This window comes from Buchnera aphidicola (Nurudea shiraii) (genome assembly GCA_039829955.1).
GTDB lineage: Bacteria > Pseudomonadota > Gammaproteobacteria > Enterobacterales > Enterobacteriaceae > Buchnera_B > Buchnera_B aphidicola_AY.
The window spans coordinates 323,847-343,319 of record CP140035.1 but is presented as its reverse complement, the minus strand read 5'-3'; the positions used below and the strand labels follow the sequence as shown (position 1 = coordinate 343,319).

Genomic DNA, 19,473 nt, shown 5'->3' with positions numbered 1-19,473 from the left:
TATAATATACGAAAATGATTGATTAAATTCATTTTTAATTTTAATTTAAAATTTTTGTAATTTTAAATTATTAGTGAAAAGTTTATTAAATTAAAAATTTAATATAAATTTATTAATTTGAGATTATTTCAAATAATGTTTTTATTTAAGAAAGCTATAATTAAAATAAATAAAAACATTTTTAAATTCTAAAATTAAATATAAATTTACATGTAATCTTGTTGATATAAAGCATTAATACGTTTTTCTAATGATGGATGGGACATAAATAAGTTAATAAAATGGTTGGACTTTCCGTTAATGCAAAATGCTATCATACTGCTAGATTCTTGAGGTTCGTAACTTAACTTTAATTTTTCTAGTGCAGCTATCATTTTTTGCTTTCCTACTAGTTTTGCTGATCCAGCATCAGCATAAAATTCACGATGTCTAGAAAACCACATAGTAATTATACTAGCAAAAATACCAAAGATTAATTCTAAAATAGTAGAGGTTATTACATATGTCCAAGTATTTCCAAGAGAATAATTATTTTCGTTTTTTTCTCCTGACAAGAAAAATGAAACCATTTGAGCCACAATTCTAGATGCAAAAATGACAAATGTATTTACTATTCCTTGCAATAACGTCATAGTAATCATATCACCATTAGCTATGTGAGTAATTTCATGTGCTATTACTGCTTCAGCTTCATTTTTTTTCATGTTGTCTAATAAACCAGTAGAAACAGCTATTAAAGCAGCATTTCGTCTTGCTCCTGTAGCAAATGCATTAATATCAGAAGCATGGTATATTGCTACTTCCGGTGTACTAATACCTACTTTTTTAGATTGTGATGTGACAGTATTTATTAGCCAATTTTCAGTTTCGTTATTAGGAAAATGTATTACTTGCCCATTTACAGATCTTAATGCAATCCATTTTGACATCAATAATGATATTATAGATCCACTAAATCCAAATATAGTAGACATAATAAGTAATCCAGACATACTTCCAGATTTAATTCCAGTAATACTTAAAACAAATCCAAAAACACAAATCACTGCTAAATTAGTTAATAAAAATAGTATTATGCGTATCATAATTTTTTCCTGAACGTTTTAATTAATAATAAACATTATATATAATAGCTTATATATTTAAATCTTTTTTATAACATTTTAATGTTAATTTTTAAATTTTAAAGTAATTTATAAAATTTTAAAATTTATTATTATAGTTTTTATAAATTAAGTATTTATTTTATTACAGAATTTATATAGTATTAAATATATCAAATAAAACTTTATGATATAAAAACTCGTTTTTAATAAATTTATATATAACATTTAACATTACTTTAACAAATTTTAAAAATATATTTTATATATATCAATTTATTAAAAAAAGTTTTAATGTTCTGTTTTTTATTAATGTATAATTACTACGAAATATCATATTTAAAATTCGTTCCATGTATAACCATCTTTTTCAATTATATTTTTAGATGCATGAGGTCCTAACGTTCCAGAAGGATATAAAAATAATAGTTTTTTGTTATGTTTTATAGAATCAAAAATTGAATCAATCCAACTCCATGCTAATTCTATTTCGTCTCTTCGTACAAATAAAGAATGATTACCTCGTATTCCTTCTAGCAATAATTTTTCATATGCATCAAATAACTTTAATGACTTAAAATGTTGATCATAATGAAAATTTAAATTAATTGTATCTAATTTATACTTATGTTCTAAGTTTGGAACTTTATTTAAAATTTGAATGTTTATTCCTTCATTGGGTTGTAGAAATATAATTACTTTGTTTTTAGATAGATATGGAGAATTTTTATTAAAAATATTAGTTGAAATATCTTTAAAGGATATAACTATTTCTGAATGCTTTTTAGGCATTCTTTTTCCTGTTCGTAAATAGAAAGGTACTCCAGACCATTGTTTATTATCAATGTTAACTTTCATAGACACAAATGTTTCAGTATTACTAGATATATTCGTTCCTATATCCTCTAAATATGAAGATATTTTATTTCCATTAACAATATTAGAAGAATATTGACCTAATACAACATTTTCATAGATATTTTTATGAGTAAATGGACGTAGTGCTTGTAAGATCTTTATTTTTTCGTTCTTTATACTATTAGAATACAAATTAATAGGTTCAGACATAGTAATAATAGTTAATATTTGCAACATGTGATTTTGAACCATATCTCTAATTTGACCAGCATTATCGAAGTATTCTTTTCGTCCTTCAATACCTATACTTTCAGAAATAGTTATTTGGACGTGATCGATAAAATTTCTGTTCCAATTGTAATAAAAAAGAGAATTAGAAAATCTAAAAGCTAACAAATTTAATATTGTTTCTTTTCCTAAATAATGATCTATTCGAAAAATCTGGTTTTCTTTGAAATATTTACTAATTCCAGAATTTATTTTTTGTGATGTTTTTAAAGAAGAACCTAACGGTTTTTCTATTATAACTCTTGTAGGTTCAAGATTTAAATGTATATATTTTAGTCCTTTACAAATTTTGCTAAATGTATTTTGAGGCATTGCAAAATAATGTATAATTAATTTTTTTTTATCGTAAAACATTTTTTTTAATTTTATAAAGTTTTTCGTATCATTTATATCGAGATTACAAAATTCAAAACGTAATGAAAACGTTTTCCATATATTTTCTTGTATTTCTTCATGCATGAATTTTTTTAGCGATTTTCGAATTATTTCTAAATAGTCTTGTTTGTTCCATAGAGCTCTCCCTACCCCTATAATTTTCATGTTTTTTGCTAGTTTTTCATTTTTTTCTAATTGATATAAAGCGGGCAACAATTTCCTACATGCAAGATCTCCTTTAGCACCAAAGATAACTAAATCATATGTAGCAGTTACATCGTTCATAATTATTTCCTTGTTATTTTAATGTTAAGCATGTTTCATAACTGTCATTGTTTTAAGTTTAATATTTTACTTTAACATAATTAAAATAGTTATTTAAAAACATAATACGAAATATAGGATCTCTTTTATATATAATAATGTGATAATAAAACTATTAGTGTTTCTTTGATTTATATATTAATGTATAATAACATTATGTAAAATAAAAACAAAATTTCTCAACTTAATATAAAAAATTTTATATTATAAGACAAAATAAAATATTTCTATAAAATTAATAATTATTAGAATATATATGTTTTATATAGTTATACATATAAACATTAAAGTTTTATTTTTTGTGTTTTATTTTATTAAATTAGTAATTTTAAATTATTAAGTAAAAATAAAAATATGAAAAATCGTTTTAAAAGAACTAAAATTGTCGCTACTCTAGGACCCTCTACAGACAATAATACTGTACTTGAGAATATGATTAAATCAGGAGTAAATGTAATTAGGCTAAACTTTTCTCATGGCACTCCAGAAGAGCATGTACTGCGAGCTAGAAATGCAAAGAATATTATGAAAAAGTTAGGAGTACATATTGCATTACTAGGTGATTTGCAAGGTCCTAAAATTCGCATTTCAAAGTTTAAAAAAAATAAAGTAATTTTGAATTCAAAAGATACATTTATATTAAATACTGACTTAAGTGTAGATGATGGAAATGAAAAGCAAGTAGGAATAGACTATAAAAAATTGCCAAAAGATGTTTGTAAGGGGGACAAATTATTATTAGATGATGGGAAAATACAATTAGAAGTAACAAATATTAAAGGTAATAAAATATTTACTCAGGTAATTGTAGGAGGTATATTATCTAACAATAAAGGAATTAATAAATTAGGTGGAGGATTATCAGCTGATACATTAACTGAAAAAGATAAAAAAGATATTAAAATTGCATCCGAAATTGGTGTAGATTATTTAGCGGTTTCTTTTCCTCGTTGTAGTAAAGATTTAAATACTGCTCGAACATTAGCTTTGAAATATGGAAGTTCAGCTAAAATTGTAGCTAAAATAGAACGTGCTGAAGCGGTATCTAATCAAAAAATTATTGATGATATTATATTAGCTTCAGATGCTATTATGGTTGCTAGAGGAGATTTAGGTATAGAAATAGGTGATTCTGAATTAGTGGGAATTCAAAAAATTTTAATTAGGCGTGCTAGACAGTTAAATAGAGTGGTAATTACAGCCACTCAAATGATGGAATCAATGATTATTCATCCTATGCCTACTAGAGCAGAAGTAATGGATGTTGCTAATGCTGTTTTAGATGGAAGTGACGCTGTAATGTTGTCAGCTGAAACAGCTTCTGGGAAATATCCTATTGAAACAATACAAATGATGTCTAAAATTTGTAAAGGAGCAGAAAAAATGCCAAGCATAAATGTATCTAGACATCGATTAAACGATAAATTTTATGATATTGAAGAAGCCATTGCTATGTCAGCTATGTATACAGCTAATCATTTACATGGCATTACTGCAATTATTACAATGACAGAATCAGGAAAAACAGCTTTAATGACTTCTAGAATTACTTCGGGATTACCTATTTTTGCTTTATCTTCTAAAATTAAAACTTTAAGATTAACTTCATTATATCGTGGTGTTACTCCTATATTTTTTAATAGCAAAAATTCAGGTGTATCAGCGGCTAACGATGCAATAATTTTATTAAAAGATCGAGGTTTTTTAAATAAAGGTAACTTAGTGATTATTACACAAGGAGATGTTATGGGTAGAATTGGAACCACTAATACTAGCAGGATTTTAAAAGTATAATTTTCAAACTTCATATATTTAATTAAAACAAATATTTAAGTAAATATTTAAATTAAATATTTTTTAAATGTATGAAAATACTGTTTAAAAACTTTAAATAAACTTTTAAATCATTTCTTGATAATTTTTCAAAAATTACTAATTTTTCTGGATTAATAACTCTATTATTTAACCATATTTCATAATGTAAATGTGGTCCTGTTGAATAACCTGTATTTCCAGACAATCCAATTTTTTCGCCTTTTTTTACTTTATCACCTACTTTTACTAATATAGTTTTTAAATGCATATATTTGGTAACGTAATGAAAATTATGCTTAATAGTCACATATTTTCCTTCGACTGTACTAGATTTAATTTTTGTAATTTCTCCATTTCCTATAGACAGTATAGGAGTTCCTACAGGCATAGCTATATCTATACCTTGATGTTGAGAAATTTTTTTAGTTATTGGATTCAATCGATGCAAATTAAAGCTAGAAGATATGCGATATCTTTTAAAAGATGGAAACTTAAGAAACGTTTCTGTCAAGCTGTATCCTTGATGATCATAAAATTTTCCGTTATTTGCTACAACGCCATAATAATTTAACTTGTTATTATGTATTTTAAATCCTATAATTTTGTTTTTATAAACTTTTATATCAAGTATATTTTTTTTAATTAAAAAACTAAATGGATTATTAATTTTTAACTTATGATAATTAATTTGATATTTTATAATTTCTATTATATTTTGAATTTCATTTATATCTAATCCAAAACTTTTGGAATTTTCAAAAGATCTCTTGCTTATCTCACCTGAAGAACTGACATATTCACAATTTTTTTGTGAATAATTAAAATTAACGTCATGATTAATAGAACATTTTATACTATTTTTAAATATTTCGCTTAAAGTTACACTTTTTTCTTGTAAAAAATTCATTAAACATGGTGGGTATAAAATTGTGTTAGACATAAAAAAATTTTTAAAAAAGATAGAAGGGATATGATCTTTTATAAAATGTAAAAAATAATTATTTTTTAAAAAAAATAATGTCTCATAATTAGTATTTGTAGAATTATTATTATGTAGAACAGTATTTATTTTTGAAACTTTATTGTTACATATGTTTTGAGGTTTAACTATATTATTATATCTTTCTATACTACAATTAATATATAGTGTTAAAAATATAGCGCATTTTATGAAATTTGCTAATTTTGCATATTTTTTTACCAAAATAAAAAAAATGTTTTTAAATGTATGAAACACGTTTTGTTTTTCCTATTTTTAAAATTATGATTATTTAAAACTGTAATTAAGTTTTAAAATAATATTTTTAAGATTAGTTAAATATTTAAATTTTAAAAATCGAAGAATAAAATGTATCAATTCTATATTGTTTTTTATGAATGAGTTATATATTACTATAAATATACTTTTTTGTTTATCACATTTTAATATCATACTTTTAAATTTGTTAAAATGTGTACATTATTACTTAAACAACTATAAGGTTATAAAAATTGTTTTAAATTAATAGTAATCTTTTATTTTAAATAAATAATATTTTATGATAGCATATTAAATTGACAAATTTGATATTATGTTTAATAAATATGTCTCTGTTCGTTTCTTTAAAAAATGTTTCAGTAAACTTTAATACAACAACAATTCTTTCTAATATTTCATTAGAATTACATTCTGATTGTATCTTAACATTAATAGGACCAAATGGTGCTGGAAAATCTACCTTAGTAAAGGTAATATTAAAATTAATATATCCTAGTATAGGGAAAGTAATATATAATAAAAAATTTCGAATTGGATATATGCCTCAAAAGTTGATTTTTAATAAAACTCTTCCTGTAACTGTAAAAAAGTTTATGGATCTTTCTCAATGTCAAATATCTTCTTCAACAATATTAAAACGTTTAAATGCTATTCATTTAGAAAATACTTTATTAAAAGATTTATCTAGCGGAGAAATGCAAAAAGTGTTATTAGCTCGTTCGTTGCTAAATAACCCTCAATTGTTAATTTTAGATGAACCTACACAAGGTATTGATTTGTTAGGTCAAACTATTTTTTATAAATTAATCAATAAAATTAAAAAAGAATTAAATTGTTCTATTTTGATTGTATCACATGATTTAAGTTTAGTAATGTCAAATACAGACGAAGTAATTTGTCTTAATAAACATATTTGTTGTTCGGGGTCTCCAGAAGTAGTTTCAAAAAATTCTAAATTTATTGCTATTTTTGGGAATTTAAAAAAAAATAAATTAGCACTATATCATCATAAACATAATCACTATCATAATTTTTAATATATGTGCAAAGTTTTATATTAAGAGAATAACAATAAAAATATGTGTGAATTAATTTTTTCTGGGTGGTTGGCAGGTATGTTTTTAACTTTAATTGCTGGACCGCTTGGCTCATTTATAATCTGGCGTCGAATGTCTTCATTTGGAGATACTTTATCTCATTCTTCTTTGCTAGGTATTGCATTTGCTATATTATTTAATATACATCCATTTTGTGTAGTTCTTGTCATAATTTTATGTTTTGGAATATTTGTAAATTGGCTAGAAAATAATTCTTCTTTGTCTTTAGACACTATTCTTGGAATTATAGGTTATAGTTCTTTATCTCTTGGAATGATAATTATGAGTATAGTTTCTGATGTTCAAAAAACGCGTTTTACGAACTATTTATTTGGAAATTTATTAGAAGTAACTAATTTCGACTTAACTCTTATATTTTTTAGTTCCTTGGTTATTTTTTTTATTTTATTAAAATATTGGAATTATATTTTATTAGTTACAATTAGTTCTGATCTTGCTAAAGTAGATGGAATTAATGTTTACAAAATTAACTTTATTTTAATTTTCTTAATTGCATTAACCATTAGTATTGCTATAAAATTTATAGGGTCTTTAATTATTATATCACTTTTACTGATTCCTGCAGCGACCGCACAAGGTTTTTCTTCTTCTCCTGAAATTATGGCTATATTTTCAATTTTAATAGGAATGATTTCTTTAACAGGTGGAGTGATAATTTCAATATTATTTAGTATTCCTATTAGTCCTTCCATTGCATTATTTTCAACTAGTATATTTTTACTGAGTTATGTAAAAAAAATAAATTAGTATTTTTGAATATGTCATTATTATAAAATAATATAATTTGAATTTTTATAAATTTATGTGAATTTATTTAAAATCATTTTGATGTTTCGTAGTCAAGTTCGTGTGGAGCTTCTGTAGTAAGACATGAAGCAGAAGTAGTTTTTGGAAAAGCAATGACATCTCTTATGTTATTGCTATGTGTTAATAACATAATTATTCGATCTAATCCTAAAGCTATTCCGGCATGAGGAGGAGTACCAAACCGCAATGCGTTTAAAAAAAATCCAAAATTTTTATCTTGATTGCGTTGATTAATGTTTAATATATTAAAAATTTTTTTTTGAATTTTTTCATTGTTGATTCTCACAGATCCACTTCCTATTTCATATCCATTAATTACTAAATCATATGAATTTGATATGATATAGTCTAGCTTTTTCTTTAAGGTTAAATCATTTGCGTTTTTAGGAGCTGTAAACGGATGATGCATAGAAATATAATTATTAAATTTATTTCGAACAAATAATGGAAAATCTATAATCCATACAGGTTTCCAAATTTGTTTATTAGTTATATTTAAATCATTTCCGACGTGTATTCTTAATTCACTCATAGCATGAGTAACTATTTTTTGTGAATCTAAAAGAAAAAATATAATATCACCGTTTTTTGATGAGGTTTTTTCAAACAACTTTTTTAAATAATTTAAGTTGTGCGGATTAAAAACTGATTTATTTTTACATTTTAAATTTTTTATGTTATTAACTTTTACAAAAAATAATTTTTTATCACTATAATTTTTAACAAATTCCTGATAATTGTCTAATTTATTCTTTTGTAGAGTAGATCCTTCAGGTACACGTAACGCAAGTACTAAACTATTGTTTTTAATTTCAGATTTATAAAAAAAATTGTTTTTTTCAGTTTTAGAAATATTAGTAATATTTGTAAGCTGTAACGGGTTTCTCAAATCAGGTTTATCAGTACCATACATTTGAATAGATTTATTAAAAGTTAATATTGGAAACTTTTCTAAATCAACTTGTAACGTTTTTTTCCATAAATATTTGATCATTTGTTCTGTAATTTTTTGTATTTTTTTTCCTTTTACAAATGATGCTTCAATATCAATTTGCGTAAATTCTGGTTGTCTGTCTGATCTTAAATCTTCGTCTCGAAAACATTTAGCAATTTGGTAATATCTATCTATTCCGGAAATCATTAACAATTGTTTAAATAATTGAGGAGATTGAGGTAAAGCGTAAAATTTATTTTTGTGTATACGACTAGGTACAATATAATCACGAGCTCCTTCTGGTGTTGACCTAGTGAGTAAAGGAGTTTCAACATCTAAAAATTTTTTTTTACTCATAAAAAATCTAATAAAATTGGTAATTTTACTTCTCATAACTATATTTTTAGTCATTTCAGAGCGTCTCAAATCTAAATAACGAAATTTTAAACGCAATTCATCTAAGTTTTCATAATTAAAATCTAACGGTAATGATTTTGATTTATTAAAAATAACTAATTTTAAAGCTAAAACTTCTATTTCTCCGGTAACTAACTTAAAATTTTTATTTTTTTTGCTCCGCTCTTGTACGATTCCCTCAATTTTAATACAAAATTCATTTTTTAAATTAGTTGCTTGTTCAAATAAACTTTTTGATGAATTATGAAAATATACTTGCACTATTCCTTCTCTGTCTCTCATATCTAGAAAAAATATTTTTCCTAAATTTCTAACTTTATTAACCCACCCACATAATACTACTCGTTTATTTATATGACTTAAATTCAATTCTCCGCAATATTTTGTACGCATCATACTTACCCTATTGTAAAATATTTTATATAAATTTTTAGTAAATATCTAATTAAAGTAGTTTTATAACTTATAGAATTTAATTTCAATAAACATAGATAAAATAAGGTGTTATATATTAAAATTTAAAACATTTTGCGTGCATAAATTAAATTTTTTTTAGAACTAGAGTTTTTACTTTGAAATTGCATGAAGATATTATCTAGTTCTAAATATAATTCTTCCTTTACTTAAATCGTAAGGAGTTAATTCTAAAGTTACCTTATCACCAGTTAAAATTCTAATATAGTTTTTTCGCATTTTTCCAGAAATATGTGCTATAACAACATGTTTATTATCTAGTTCTACACGAAATGTAGTATTAGGTAGTGTATCAATTACTGTACCTTGCATTTCAATATTGCTTTCTTTTATCATTTAGTTATCCTTTTTTGGAATAAATATAAAACAATTTTCACAAAATCGACATGTAACATCATTAAATTTTATTTTGAAAGTTAAGAAAGATTTTGGAACTTATTAAGAAATTTTTCTGCATCTAATGCTGCCATACAACCACTAGAAGATGCAGTAATGGCTTGTTTATAAGTATAATCTATTACATCTCCTGCTGCAAAAACACCTGGAACACTAGTTTGTGTAAAATTTCCATTTAAATCAGATTTAACAACGATATAATCATTTTTCATAGAGAGTTGATTCAAAAAAATTTTTGTATTAGGATTATGTCCAATAGATATAAATATTCCTGAAACATGTATAGTTTTTGTAATATTTTTATCGGAAATAATATTAATTCCAGTTACACCTTTTGTATTTCCTAAAATTTTATGTGTTGTGCTATTCATATGTAATATGATATGATTTTTTTTTGATTTTTCAAATAATCTTTGAATTAGTATGTTTTCAGCACGAAAAGTGTTTTTTCTATGAATGAGATGTATACATTTTACTATGTTAGATAAATATAATACTGCTTCTATAGCAGAATTTCCTCCTCCTATAACAGCAACATTTTTATTTTTGTAAAAAAATCCGTCACAAATAAAACATGTTGATACGCCTTTTCCTTGATACTTTTTTTCTGAAGGTAAACCTAAGTTCCTTTCAGAAGCACCAGTAGCAACGATAATTGCGTCAGAAGTATATTTTTTGTTAGATTCACTAATCAATGTAAAAGGACGTTTTTTTAAATTTACTTTGATAATTTCTTCAGAGATCATAGTAGTGTTAAATAGTTTTACATGATCTTCCATTCTTTTCATTAATTCTATTCCAGATATAATTTTATGATCTCCTGGCCAATTTTCAATTGAATTAGTATGTATCAACTGCCCTCCTGGGTTACTTCCTGTAAATAATAAGGGTGAAAGATTAGCTCGAGATGCATAAATAGCTGCAGTGTATCCAGCTGGTCCCGATCCAATAATAATTAATTTTTTATGTTTATTGATGTGTTCATTCATTTAAAGTGTTTAAGATATATGTGATGTTAACTTTTGATTTATATTTTATCACATAAAATAATTTTTATAATTAAATTGTTATTGTATTGATCAAAGTTTTGTTATTTTACATAGATCTAAATTTTATATAAAATACAGCATAGTTTTAATATAGAAATTTTATAAATATATTTAAAATTTTAAAAATTTGATAATGTTAATATATTTTAAAACTATCTAAGATAAATAATCAACAACAACAAATTGCAACAAACATAAATAATAGTAAGGATAGATTAAAATATAATCTATTTTTAGTATCTTTATTTTTAATTTATTATTAAAATTAGAAATAATTTTGTAAAAAAAGATTCATAATATGTTAGATATTAAGCTATTACGCAATGATATTGATTATATTATTCGAAAATTAAAAAGAAGAAACTTTTTTTTGGACAAAGAAAAATTTATCTTTCTAGAAGAAAAAAGAAAACTTTTACAAAAAAAAACTGAAAATCTTCAATTCAAAAGAAATGTTATTTCTAATCTTATACGAGATAAGAAAAAAAATAATAAAAATTATCTCAATTTAAAAAATCAAGCACATATTATTTCTGAAGAGTTATTATTAGCTAAAAAAGATTTAGATGTTTTATTAAAAGAAATTAATATATTTTTAAGTTATATTCCAAATATTCCTGATGATTCTATTCCAATTGGGTGTACAAATACTGATAATAAAGAAGTAAATAATTGGGGTATTATACATAATTTTTCGTTTAAAATAAAAGATCATATTGAACTAGGATGTCAATTAAATGGTTTTGATTGGAAAGCTTCAGCTAAAATTTCCGGATCTAGATTTGTCGTTATGAAAGGAAATATTGCTTTATTACATCGTGCATTAGGGCAGTTTATGATAGATGTACATACTATAGAACATAAATATTTAGAAACTTATGTTCCTTATTTAGTTTTCAAAGATAACTTATATGGTACAGGACAATTACCTAAATTTAGTACAGATTTATTTTACACTCAGGCATTGTCTCATACATCTAAAAACAATAAGTATGTATTGATACCAACAGCAGAAGTTCCCTTAACTAATTTGTTTCGAAATTGTATCTTAGAAGAAAAAAAATTACCTATAATGCTAGTTGCTAATACTCCTTGTTTTCGTTCAGAATCTTCTTCATATGGACGTGATACTAAAGGTTTAATTAGAATGCATCAATTTGAAAAAGTTGAAATCATTCAAATAGTTCATCCTAATAATTCTATGGAAAAATTAGAAGAATTAACTTCACATGCGGAAAAAATTTTAATATTGTTAGAATTACCATATAGAAAAGTACTATTATGTTCAGGAGAAACAAGTTTTTCATCCGCAAAAACTTACGATTTAGAAGCATGGTTTCCATCTCAAAATTCTTATAGAGAAGTATCATCTTGTTCAAATATGTTAGATTTTCAATCACGTCGCATATATGCTCGATTTCGTTCACATTCAAATAGTAAAAATCATTTTATACATACTATTAATGGATCAGGATTAGCAATTGGTAGAACATTAGCTGCAATTTTAGAAAATTATCAACAAGCTGATGGTCGAGTGAAAGTGCCTAAAATTTTAAGGAAAAACTATATGAGAGGGTTAGAATTTTTATAAAATATAATTATATTATAAAATATTTATAAAACGTTGTTATGATTTTTATAAATTAATATGATTATTATCTTTTAATTATACAAGGATAAACATAAACGCATGAAAGAAAATACAATTTATAATTTTAGTGCAGGACCTTCCATGTTACCAAAAAAAGTTTTAAAAAAAATACATTTAGAATTTGGTAGTTGGAAACGTTATGGAAGATCAATTATAGAAATTAGCCATAGATCTAAAAATTTTTTATTAATATTAGAAAGTTTAGAACATAATCTTAGAAACTTATTAAAAGTTCCTAGAAATTATCGAGTATTATTTTTTCATGGTGGAGCAAGGGGACAATTTTCTGCTGTTCCCATGAATTTGTTAGGGAATAATAAACATGCAGATTATATTAGCAGTGGATATTGGTCGTATAAAGCGGCAGAAGAAAGTAAAAAATATTGTACTCCTTATATTATTAATGTAAAAAAAAAATTAAACAAAAAAACTTATATCTCTCCTATGAGTAATTGGAATATTAATTTTAAAAGTGCATACTTGCACTATTGTCCTAACGAAACTATTGAAGGAATTGCTATTCATGAAGAGCCTAGTTTCAATGACAATATTGTGGTAGTAGGTGATTTTTCATCTACTTTATTTTCTCGTATTATAGACATTAAGCGATATGGTGTTATTTATGCTAGTGCACAAAAAAATATAGGCCCATCTGGAGTAACTATAGTTATAATACGTCAAGATTTATTAGGAAAATTTAAAGTCATGTGTCCTTCTATTCTAAATTATACAATAATGTCCGAAAACAAGTCTATGTTTAATACACCTACTACATTTTCTTTGTATGTATCAGATTTAGTTTTAAAATGGATTAAAAAAATAGGTGGATTAAAAAAAATGGAAGCATTAAATAAAAAAAAAGCAACTTTATTGTATAAAGCAATAGATAGTACCAATTTTTATATTAATAACGTTTCTAATTACAATCGTTCTTATATGAATGTTGTATTTAACATTAAAAATATCAATCTTCAATCGTTGTTTTTAAAAGAGTCATATAATTTTGGATTACATTTTTTAAAAGGTCATAGTATAATTGGAGGTTTTCGTGCATCTATTTATAATTCTATGCCAATAGAAGGTGTAATAAAATTAGTAAAGTTTATGAAAATATTTGAAAAACAATACTCATAAATTATCTTTGTATATAATATGATGTTAAAATTTTATCATATATTTTGAATTCCTTAAATAATTACTTTAAAGAGATATATCATGAAAAAAACTTTAACATTAAATCCAATTTCGTTTGTCAATGGAAAAGTTAATTTACCAGGTTCGAAAAGTATCTCTAATAGAATTTTGCTGTTATCTTCTATATCTCATGGAGTTACTAATATACGAAATTTATTATATAGTGATGATACAAAATATATGTTAAATGCATTAAAAATTTTTGGAATAAATTTTACTTTATCAAAAAATAACACCGTATGTGAAATTCAAGGTAAATCTAGTTCATTATCTTTAAACCAAAAAACTTCGTTATTTTTAGGAAATGCAGGAACAGCTGTAAGATTTTTAACAGCAATGTTATCTTTAAGTGGTAATAATAATGTATTATTGACTGGCGATTCTAGGATGAAACAAAGACCAATACAACATTTAATTGATGCTTTAAGACAAGGAGGTGCAAATATTCAATACTTTGAAGAAAACAATTATCTTCCAATTTATATAAAAGGGGGGTTTCGAGGGGGAGAAATAATTGTTGATGGATCTATTTCTAGTCAATTTTTAACAGCTTTGCTAATTGCATCTCCATTGGCTATTTTAGATTCTAAAATTATAATAAAAGGTAATTTAGTTTCTAAACCTTATATTAATATGACTCTAGAATTGATTAAAAAATTTAAGGTAAACATTATACATGACTCTTATAAGTGTTTTTATATTCAAGGACGTCAAAAATATCAATCTCCAGGTAACTATTTAATTGAAGGAGATGCGTCATCTGCATCGTATTTTTTAGCTGCAGCAGCAATTAAAGGTGGAACAGTATGTGTTACAGGAATTGGTTCCAATAGTATTCAAGGTGATGTAAAATTTTTAAAAGTACTTAAAAAGATGGGTGCATGTGTTACTATGGGAAAAAATTTTATTTGTTGCAGAAAAGGAGTACTAAATGGTATTGATTTAGATATGAATCATATTCCAGATGCTGCAATGACTATTGCTATAGTAGCTTTGTTTTCCAAAGGAGATACTATTATTCGAAATATCTATAATTGGAAGGTAAAAGAGACTGATAGATTATTAGCAATGTCTACAGAACTAAAAAAAATAGGAGCTAGTGTAAAATCAGGAAATGATTATATCTATATTTCTCCTCCAAAAAAATTTCATTGTGCTAAAATCGATACCTATAATGATCATAGAATAGCTATGTGCTTTTCCTTAATAGCATTATCTAATACTCGAGTCACTTTGTTAAATCCTAATTGTGTAAATAAAACATTTCCAAATTATTTCAATATACTAAAGTCTATCAGTTTCTAAGCGTTTTGTTTTAGATTTTATATATTAATATTTTATGTACATATAAAAATATATTTGTGTATTATATAAATGAATTTATCATGTTATCATTTAATACGTAAATTGACTTTAAAGTGATAAAGTATTTTTAAAAAATTAATAATATTTTAAATATTTTATTTAGAGCGTGTATTTAATTTTTATTCATAAGAATTAAATAAATTTAAGATTCATAAAAATTTTAAGTTAAAACATGTTTAATTGTGGTTAAAATACTTAAAGATTATATTTTTAGAAATATTTTGGAAGTTTATGATACCTTAAAATATAAACTTCTATATAAAGGTTTATCTTTACTAATTAGTTTATGAATATTATTAAAAATAAAATATAAAGTATTTTACTAAAACAAAATTATTAAAATATGTTCATTGTTTAATATTTATATTATTTTTAAACTTAATTTAAAATTAAAATTACTAATTTTTACATAAAATATTTAAATAAATCTATAATAAAGAATATTATAGGACTTATGAAAAACACTATTTACATGATGTAAACAATAGATGTTTATAACTATACTTTAAGATCATTAACATGAGTGAATCGTTTTCCCAATTATTTGAAGAATCTTTAAAAAAAATTGAAATTAAGATTGGATCTATTATTCAAGGTGTTGTTATTTCTATAAACAAAGACACAGTATTAGTTGATGCTGGATTAAAATCTGAATCAAATATTCCTATAGAACAATTTAAGAACTCTAAAGGAAAAATAGAAATACAAATAGGAGATAAAATAGATGTTGCATTAGATGCTATTGAGGATGGATTTGGAGAAACACTATTATCACGTGAAAAAGCTAAACGTCACGAAGCATGGTTATTATTAGAAGAATCTTATAAAAATTCCAAAACAGTAATAGGTACAATTAATGGAAAAGTAAAAGGTGGTTTTACCGTAGAACTTAATGAAATTAGAGCGTTCTTACCAGGTTCTTTAGTAGATATTCGGCCTATTAGAGAAACTATACATTTAGAAGGAAAAGAATTAGAATTTAAAGTTATTAAATTAGATCAAAAACGTAATAATGTAGTTGTATCTCGTCGAGCAGTAATAGAATCAGAGTACAGTATAGAACGTAATTTACTGCTTAAAAATTTGCAAGAAGGAATGGAATTAAAAGGAACAGTAAAAAATCTTACCGATTATGGAGCATTTGTAGATTTAGGTGGAGTGGACGGATTACTTCATATTACTGACATGGCATGGAAAAGAGTAAAACATCCAAATGAAATTGTTAATATAGGTGATGAAATACAAGTAAAAATACTAAAATTTGATCGAGAAAAAATAAGAGTTTCATTAGGATTAAAACAGTTAGGAGATGATCCATGGAGAGATATTTCAAAAAAATATCCTGAAGGATTTAAATTGATTGGAAGAGTAACTAACTTGACTGACTATGGATGTTTTGTAGAAATTGAAGAAGGAATAGAGGGCTTAGTTCATGTTTCAGAAATGGATTGGACTAATAAAAACATTCATCCATCTAAAGTAGTAAGTATTAACGCTAATATTGAAGTTGTAGTATTAGATATTGATGAAGAAAAAAGACGTATTTCATTAGGGATAAAGCAATGCAAAGTTAATCCATGGAAAGAATTTTCAAAAATAAATAATAAAGGAAATATCGTAAAGGGAAAGATAAAATCTATTACTGATTTCGGTATTTTTATCGGACTTGACGGTGGTATTGATGGATTAGTACATTTATCTGACATTTCTTGGATAATGCCGGGAGATGAAGCAGTTAAAAAATATAAAAAAGGTGATGAAATTTCAGCTAAAGTACTTCAAGTAGATTTTGAAAGAGAACGCATTTCTTTGGGGATTAAACAATTAGAAGAAGATCCGTTTAACAAATATATTTCTAACTATAAAAAAGGAAATATAGTTTCTGGAATTGTTAAAAAAATTGGAAATGACGTCATTACTATTCGATTGTCCGAATTTATTGAGGGATATGTTAAAATTTCGGATATTTCTGCTACACATTCTAATCATAAAACAATCTTATCAAGTTTCATAATTGGAACCAAAGTAAATGCAAAATTAAACAATATAGATAGAAAAAATAGAACAATTTATTTGTCTGTTATATTATCTGAACTTTTGAAAAATACAGAAATATCAAAACATCATGATCAAAATAAAAAAGATCAAAATTTTTCTAATGCTATGACAGAAGCATTTAAAGCAGCTAAAACATAAATGTGATAAAATTATATATTATAGTTTTTAAAATTCATAAATAATATCGATCTCATTCTGTAAATTTGAATAATAATTTCAAATTGTTTGAAACGTACGTTTTATATTATAAATTTGAAAATTTAATTCTAAGTTATTTTTTAAATTTCCAATTAGTAACTTAGTCATCATTTTAAGTGAGATTTAATAATGCAAGAAAAAATTATTATAGCTAATTGGAAATTAAATGGAAGTATGACATTACTCCATAATTTATTGAAACCCATAGCTAACTTTGTTAATTTAAATGAATTACATCTAAAACTGATTATTGCTCTTCCATTTATATATTTATATCCAGCACTTAATATTGTCATGAATAAAAATGTTATAATTGGAGCACAAGACGTTGATATACATTCTTACGGTGCTTTTACTGGAGAAACATCAATTAACATGCTAAATGACATCCATGTACAATATGTTATTATAGGGCATTCTGAAAGAAGATTATATCATCGAGAAAGTAATGATTTAATTGCAAAAAAATTTAAAATAGTTAAAAAATTTGGATTAACTCCAATATTATGTATTGGAGAATCTGAAAATGACTCTAATCTTTTAAAAATTGAAAAAATATGTCAAAGTCAAATAAATCCGATAATAGATTTGTTAGGTAAAAAAGCTTTTAATAATTCAATTATCGCTTATGAACCTATTTGGGCTATTGGATCAGGACGAATTCCATCTCTTAATTATATCAAAAATACATGTGATCTCATAAAAAATTATGTTTTGAAAAGACAGAATATAGACGAAAAATCATTGTCTGTTCAATATGGAGGTTCTGTAGATGAGAACAATGTCAGAGAAATATGCCAGATTTCTAGTATTAATGGAGTTTTAGTCGGATCTGCATCGTTATTTTTAAGTCGTTTTTTAAAGATATTGTCTATAGTATCAATGGAGAACGAAAAACTACGCTAAATTTATTAAATGCAAAATTAATTTTTAAACCTTATAAATTTATAAAAATAAACAGATATAATAGAACCTATAATCATTCCAAATATAAGTATACAAAAATTAGTTATACTTCTTAATTCGTTTAAAAATGCTATATCTTTTAATCCTAATAAATAAATAAATAATTGAGATCCGAGATCATGTGCAGGGTTTAAAGTGAAAGAAGAAAATGGAGAAATTACAATATTAAAGATAAAAATTAATGTACCTATCAATATAGGAGAAATGAGACTGTTATAAGTACAAAAAAATTTTTTATCATTTAGAATAAAAATAACTAATATAAATATAAAAGTAATAATAACTTCTATTATGAAAATTTTTTCTATATTTATATCTTTATTAGGAAAAAAAGAAAAAATGGAAGCTATATTTAAATTATCTGGACCATTTTTCAAAATATCATTATGTTTATTAAACTTTACTAATGAATTATAATACAATATATAAACTATAAACGAAAAAACAAAAGAACCGGATATTTGAGATATAATATACGGAAGCATTTTACTTTTTTTAAAATTAGATAATAAGAAAAACGAAAAAGTAACAATCGGATTTAAATGCGATTTCGATATCAGTGAGCTGAAATATATTGAAGTGCACGTACTTAATCCGAGTATAAAACTAAACTTCCATGAACAATTATTAAATTTATTAATTAATTGTAATGAAGCAATATAACTAGAATTAAGAAAAACTATTAATCCTGTACCAAGAAATTCAGAAATACATTCTATTAGTAATATATTTTTTTTATCTACATTACTACTCATTTTAAAATTCCTTTGGTATAGGATTAAATATATAGCTAATATTTAAAAAAATAAAATATCAAAATATTAA

The 19,473-nt window shown here is 24.2% G+C and carries 15 protein-coding genes; 8 read left to right on the top strand and 7 right to left on the bottom strand.

Going from position 1 to position 19,473, the window contains the following annotated elements; all coding sequences use genetic code 11:
* Positions 1-206 precede the first annotated feature (206 nt).
* Both htpX and zwf read right to left on the bottom strand, forming a co-directional pair.
* Complete coding sequence (htpX, locus tag U0T63_01495) at positions 207-1,085, bottom strand: protease HtpX (protein ID XBC39026.1); 879 nt, start codon at positions 1,083-1,085, stop codon at positions 207-209.
* Positions 1,086-1,442: 357 nt separating this feature from the next.
* Entirely contained in the window at positions 1,443-2,909 is a 1,467-nt protein-coding gene (zwf, locus tag U0T63_01490; GenBank protein ID XBC39025.1) for a glucose-6-phosphate dehydrogenase, read from the bottom strand.
* Positions 2,910-3,302: 393 nt separating this feature from the next.
* On the opposite strand from zwf, the gene pyk reads away from it, so the two are divergent.
* Positions 3,303-4,742, top strand: a complete 1,440-nt coding sequence (gene pyk, locus U0T63_01485; protein ID XBC39024.1) for a pyruvate kinase — start codon at positions 3,303-3,305, stop codon at positions 4,740-4,742.
* Between the two features lie 52 nt (positions 4,743-4,794).
* On the opposite strand, the gene U0T63_01480 is transcribed toward pyk, so the two are convergent.
* Positions 4,795-6,000: a peptidoglycan DD-metalloendopeptidase family protein gene (locus tag U0T63_01480; GenBank protein XBC39023.1), complete on the bottom strand. Its 1,206-nt coding sequence runs from the start codon at positions 5,998-6,000 to the stop codon at positions 4,795-4,797.
* 347 nt (positions 6,001-6,347) lie between these two features.
* Here U0T63_01480 and znuC point away from each other — a divergent pair, with 347 nt between their 5' ends.
* Entirely contained in the window at positions 6,348-7,058 is a 711-nt protein-coding gene (znuC, locus tag U0T63_01475; GenBank protein XBC39022.1) for a zinc ABC transporter ATP-binding protein ZnuC, read from the top strand.
* Positions 7,059-7,100: 42 nt separating this feature from the next.
* On the top strand, positions 7,101-7,886 hold the full coding sequence (locus U0T63_01470; protein ID XBC39021.1) for an iron chelate uptake ABC transporter family permease subunit: 786 nt from the start codon (positions 7,101-7,103) through the stop codon (positions 7,884-7,886).
* A 73-nt stretch (positions 7,887-7,959) separates the two neighbouring features.
* Here U0T63_01470 and aspS read toward each other — a convergent pair whose 3' ends face one another.
* The 3 genes from aspS to trxB form a co-directional block, all read right to left on the bottom strand.
* Positions 7,960-9,690 (bottom strand): aspartate--tRNA ligase, encoded by a 1,731-nt coding sequence (aspS, locus tag U0T63_01465; protein ID XBC39490.1) that lies wholly within the window; start codon positions 9,688-9,690, stop codon positions 7,960-7,962.
* 198 nt (positions 9,691-9,888) lie between these two features.
* Positions 9,889-10,107: a translation initiation factor IF-1 gene (gene infA / locus U0T63_01460; protein XBC39020.1), complete on the bottom strand. Its 219-nt coding sequence runs from the start codon at positions 10,105-10,107 to the stop codon at positions 9,889-9,891.
* Positions 10,108-10,187: 80 nt separating this feature from the next.
* On the bottom strand, positions 10,188-11,156 hold the full coding sequence (trxB, locus tag U0T63_01455) for a thioredoxin-disulfide reductase (GenBank protein ID XBC39019.1): 969 nt from the start codon (positions 11,154-11,156) through the stop codon (positions 10,188-10,190).
* Between the two features lie 358 nt (positions 11,157-11,514).
* Here trxB and serS point away from each other — a divergent pair, with 358 nt between their 5' ends.
* The 5 genes from serS to tpiA all read left to right on the top strand — a co-directional run bounded on the left by serS (position 11,515) and on the right by tpiA (position 18,588).
* Positions 11,515-12,807, top strand: coding sequence for a serine--tRNA ligase (gene serS, locus U0T63_01450; protein XBC39018.1), 1,293 nt, complete (start codon positions 11,515-11,517; stop codon positions 12,805-12,807).
* A 99-nt stretch (positions 12,808-12,906) separates the two neighbouring features.
* Complete coding sequence (gene serC / locus U0T63_01445; GenBank protein ID XBC39017.1) at positions 12,907-14,001, top strand: 3-phosphoserine/phosphohydroxythreonine transaminase; 1,095 nt, start codon at positions 12,907-12,909, stop codon at positions 13,999-14,001.
* 81 nt (positions 14,002-14,082) lie between these two features.
* Positions 14,083-15,366: a 3-phosphoshikimate 1-carboxyvinyltransferase gene (aroA, locus tag U0T63_01440; protein XBC39016.1), complete on the top strand. Its 1,284-nt coding sequence runs from the start codon at positions 14,083-14,085 to the stop codon at positions 15,364-15,366.
* 579 nt (positions 15,367-15,945) lie between these two features.
* A complete protein-coding gene (rpsA, locus tag U0T63_01435) occupies positions 15,946-17,622 on the top strand; it encodes a 30S ribosomal protein S1 (protein ID XBC39015.1) in 1,677 nt (558 codons plus the stop codon).
* Positions 17,623-17,811: 189 nt separating this feature from the next.
* Complete coding sequence (tpiA, locus tag U0T63_01430; GenBank protein XBC39014.1) at positions 17,812-18,588, top strand: triose-phosphate isomerase; 777 nt, start codon at positions 17,812-17,814, stop codon at positions 18,586-18,588.
* Between the two features lie 17 nt (positions 18,589-18,605).
* Here the strand turns inward: tpiA and U0T63_01425 are convergent, their stop codons facing one another.
* Complete coding sequence (locus tag U0T63_01425) at positions 18,606-19,403, bottom strand: aquaporin (GenBank protein XBC39013.1); 798 nt, start codon at positions 19,401-19,403, stop codon at positions 18,606-18,608.
* Positions 19,404-19,473: the final 70 nt, after the last annotated feature.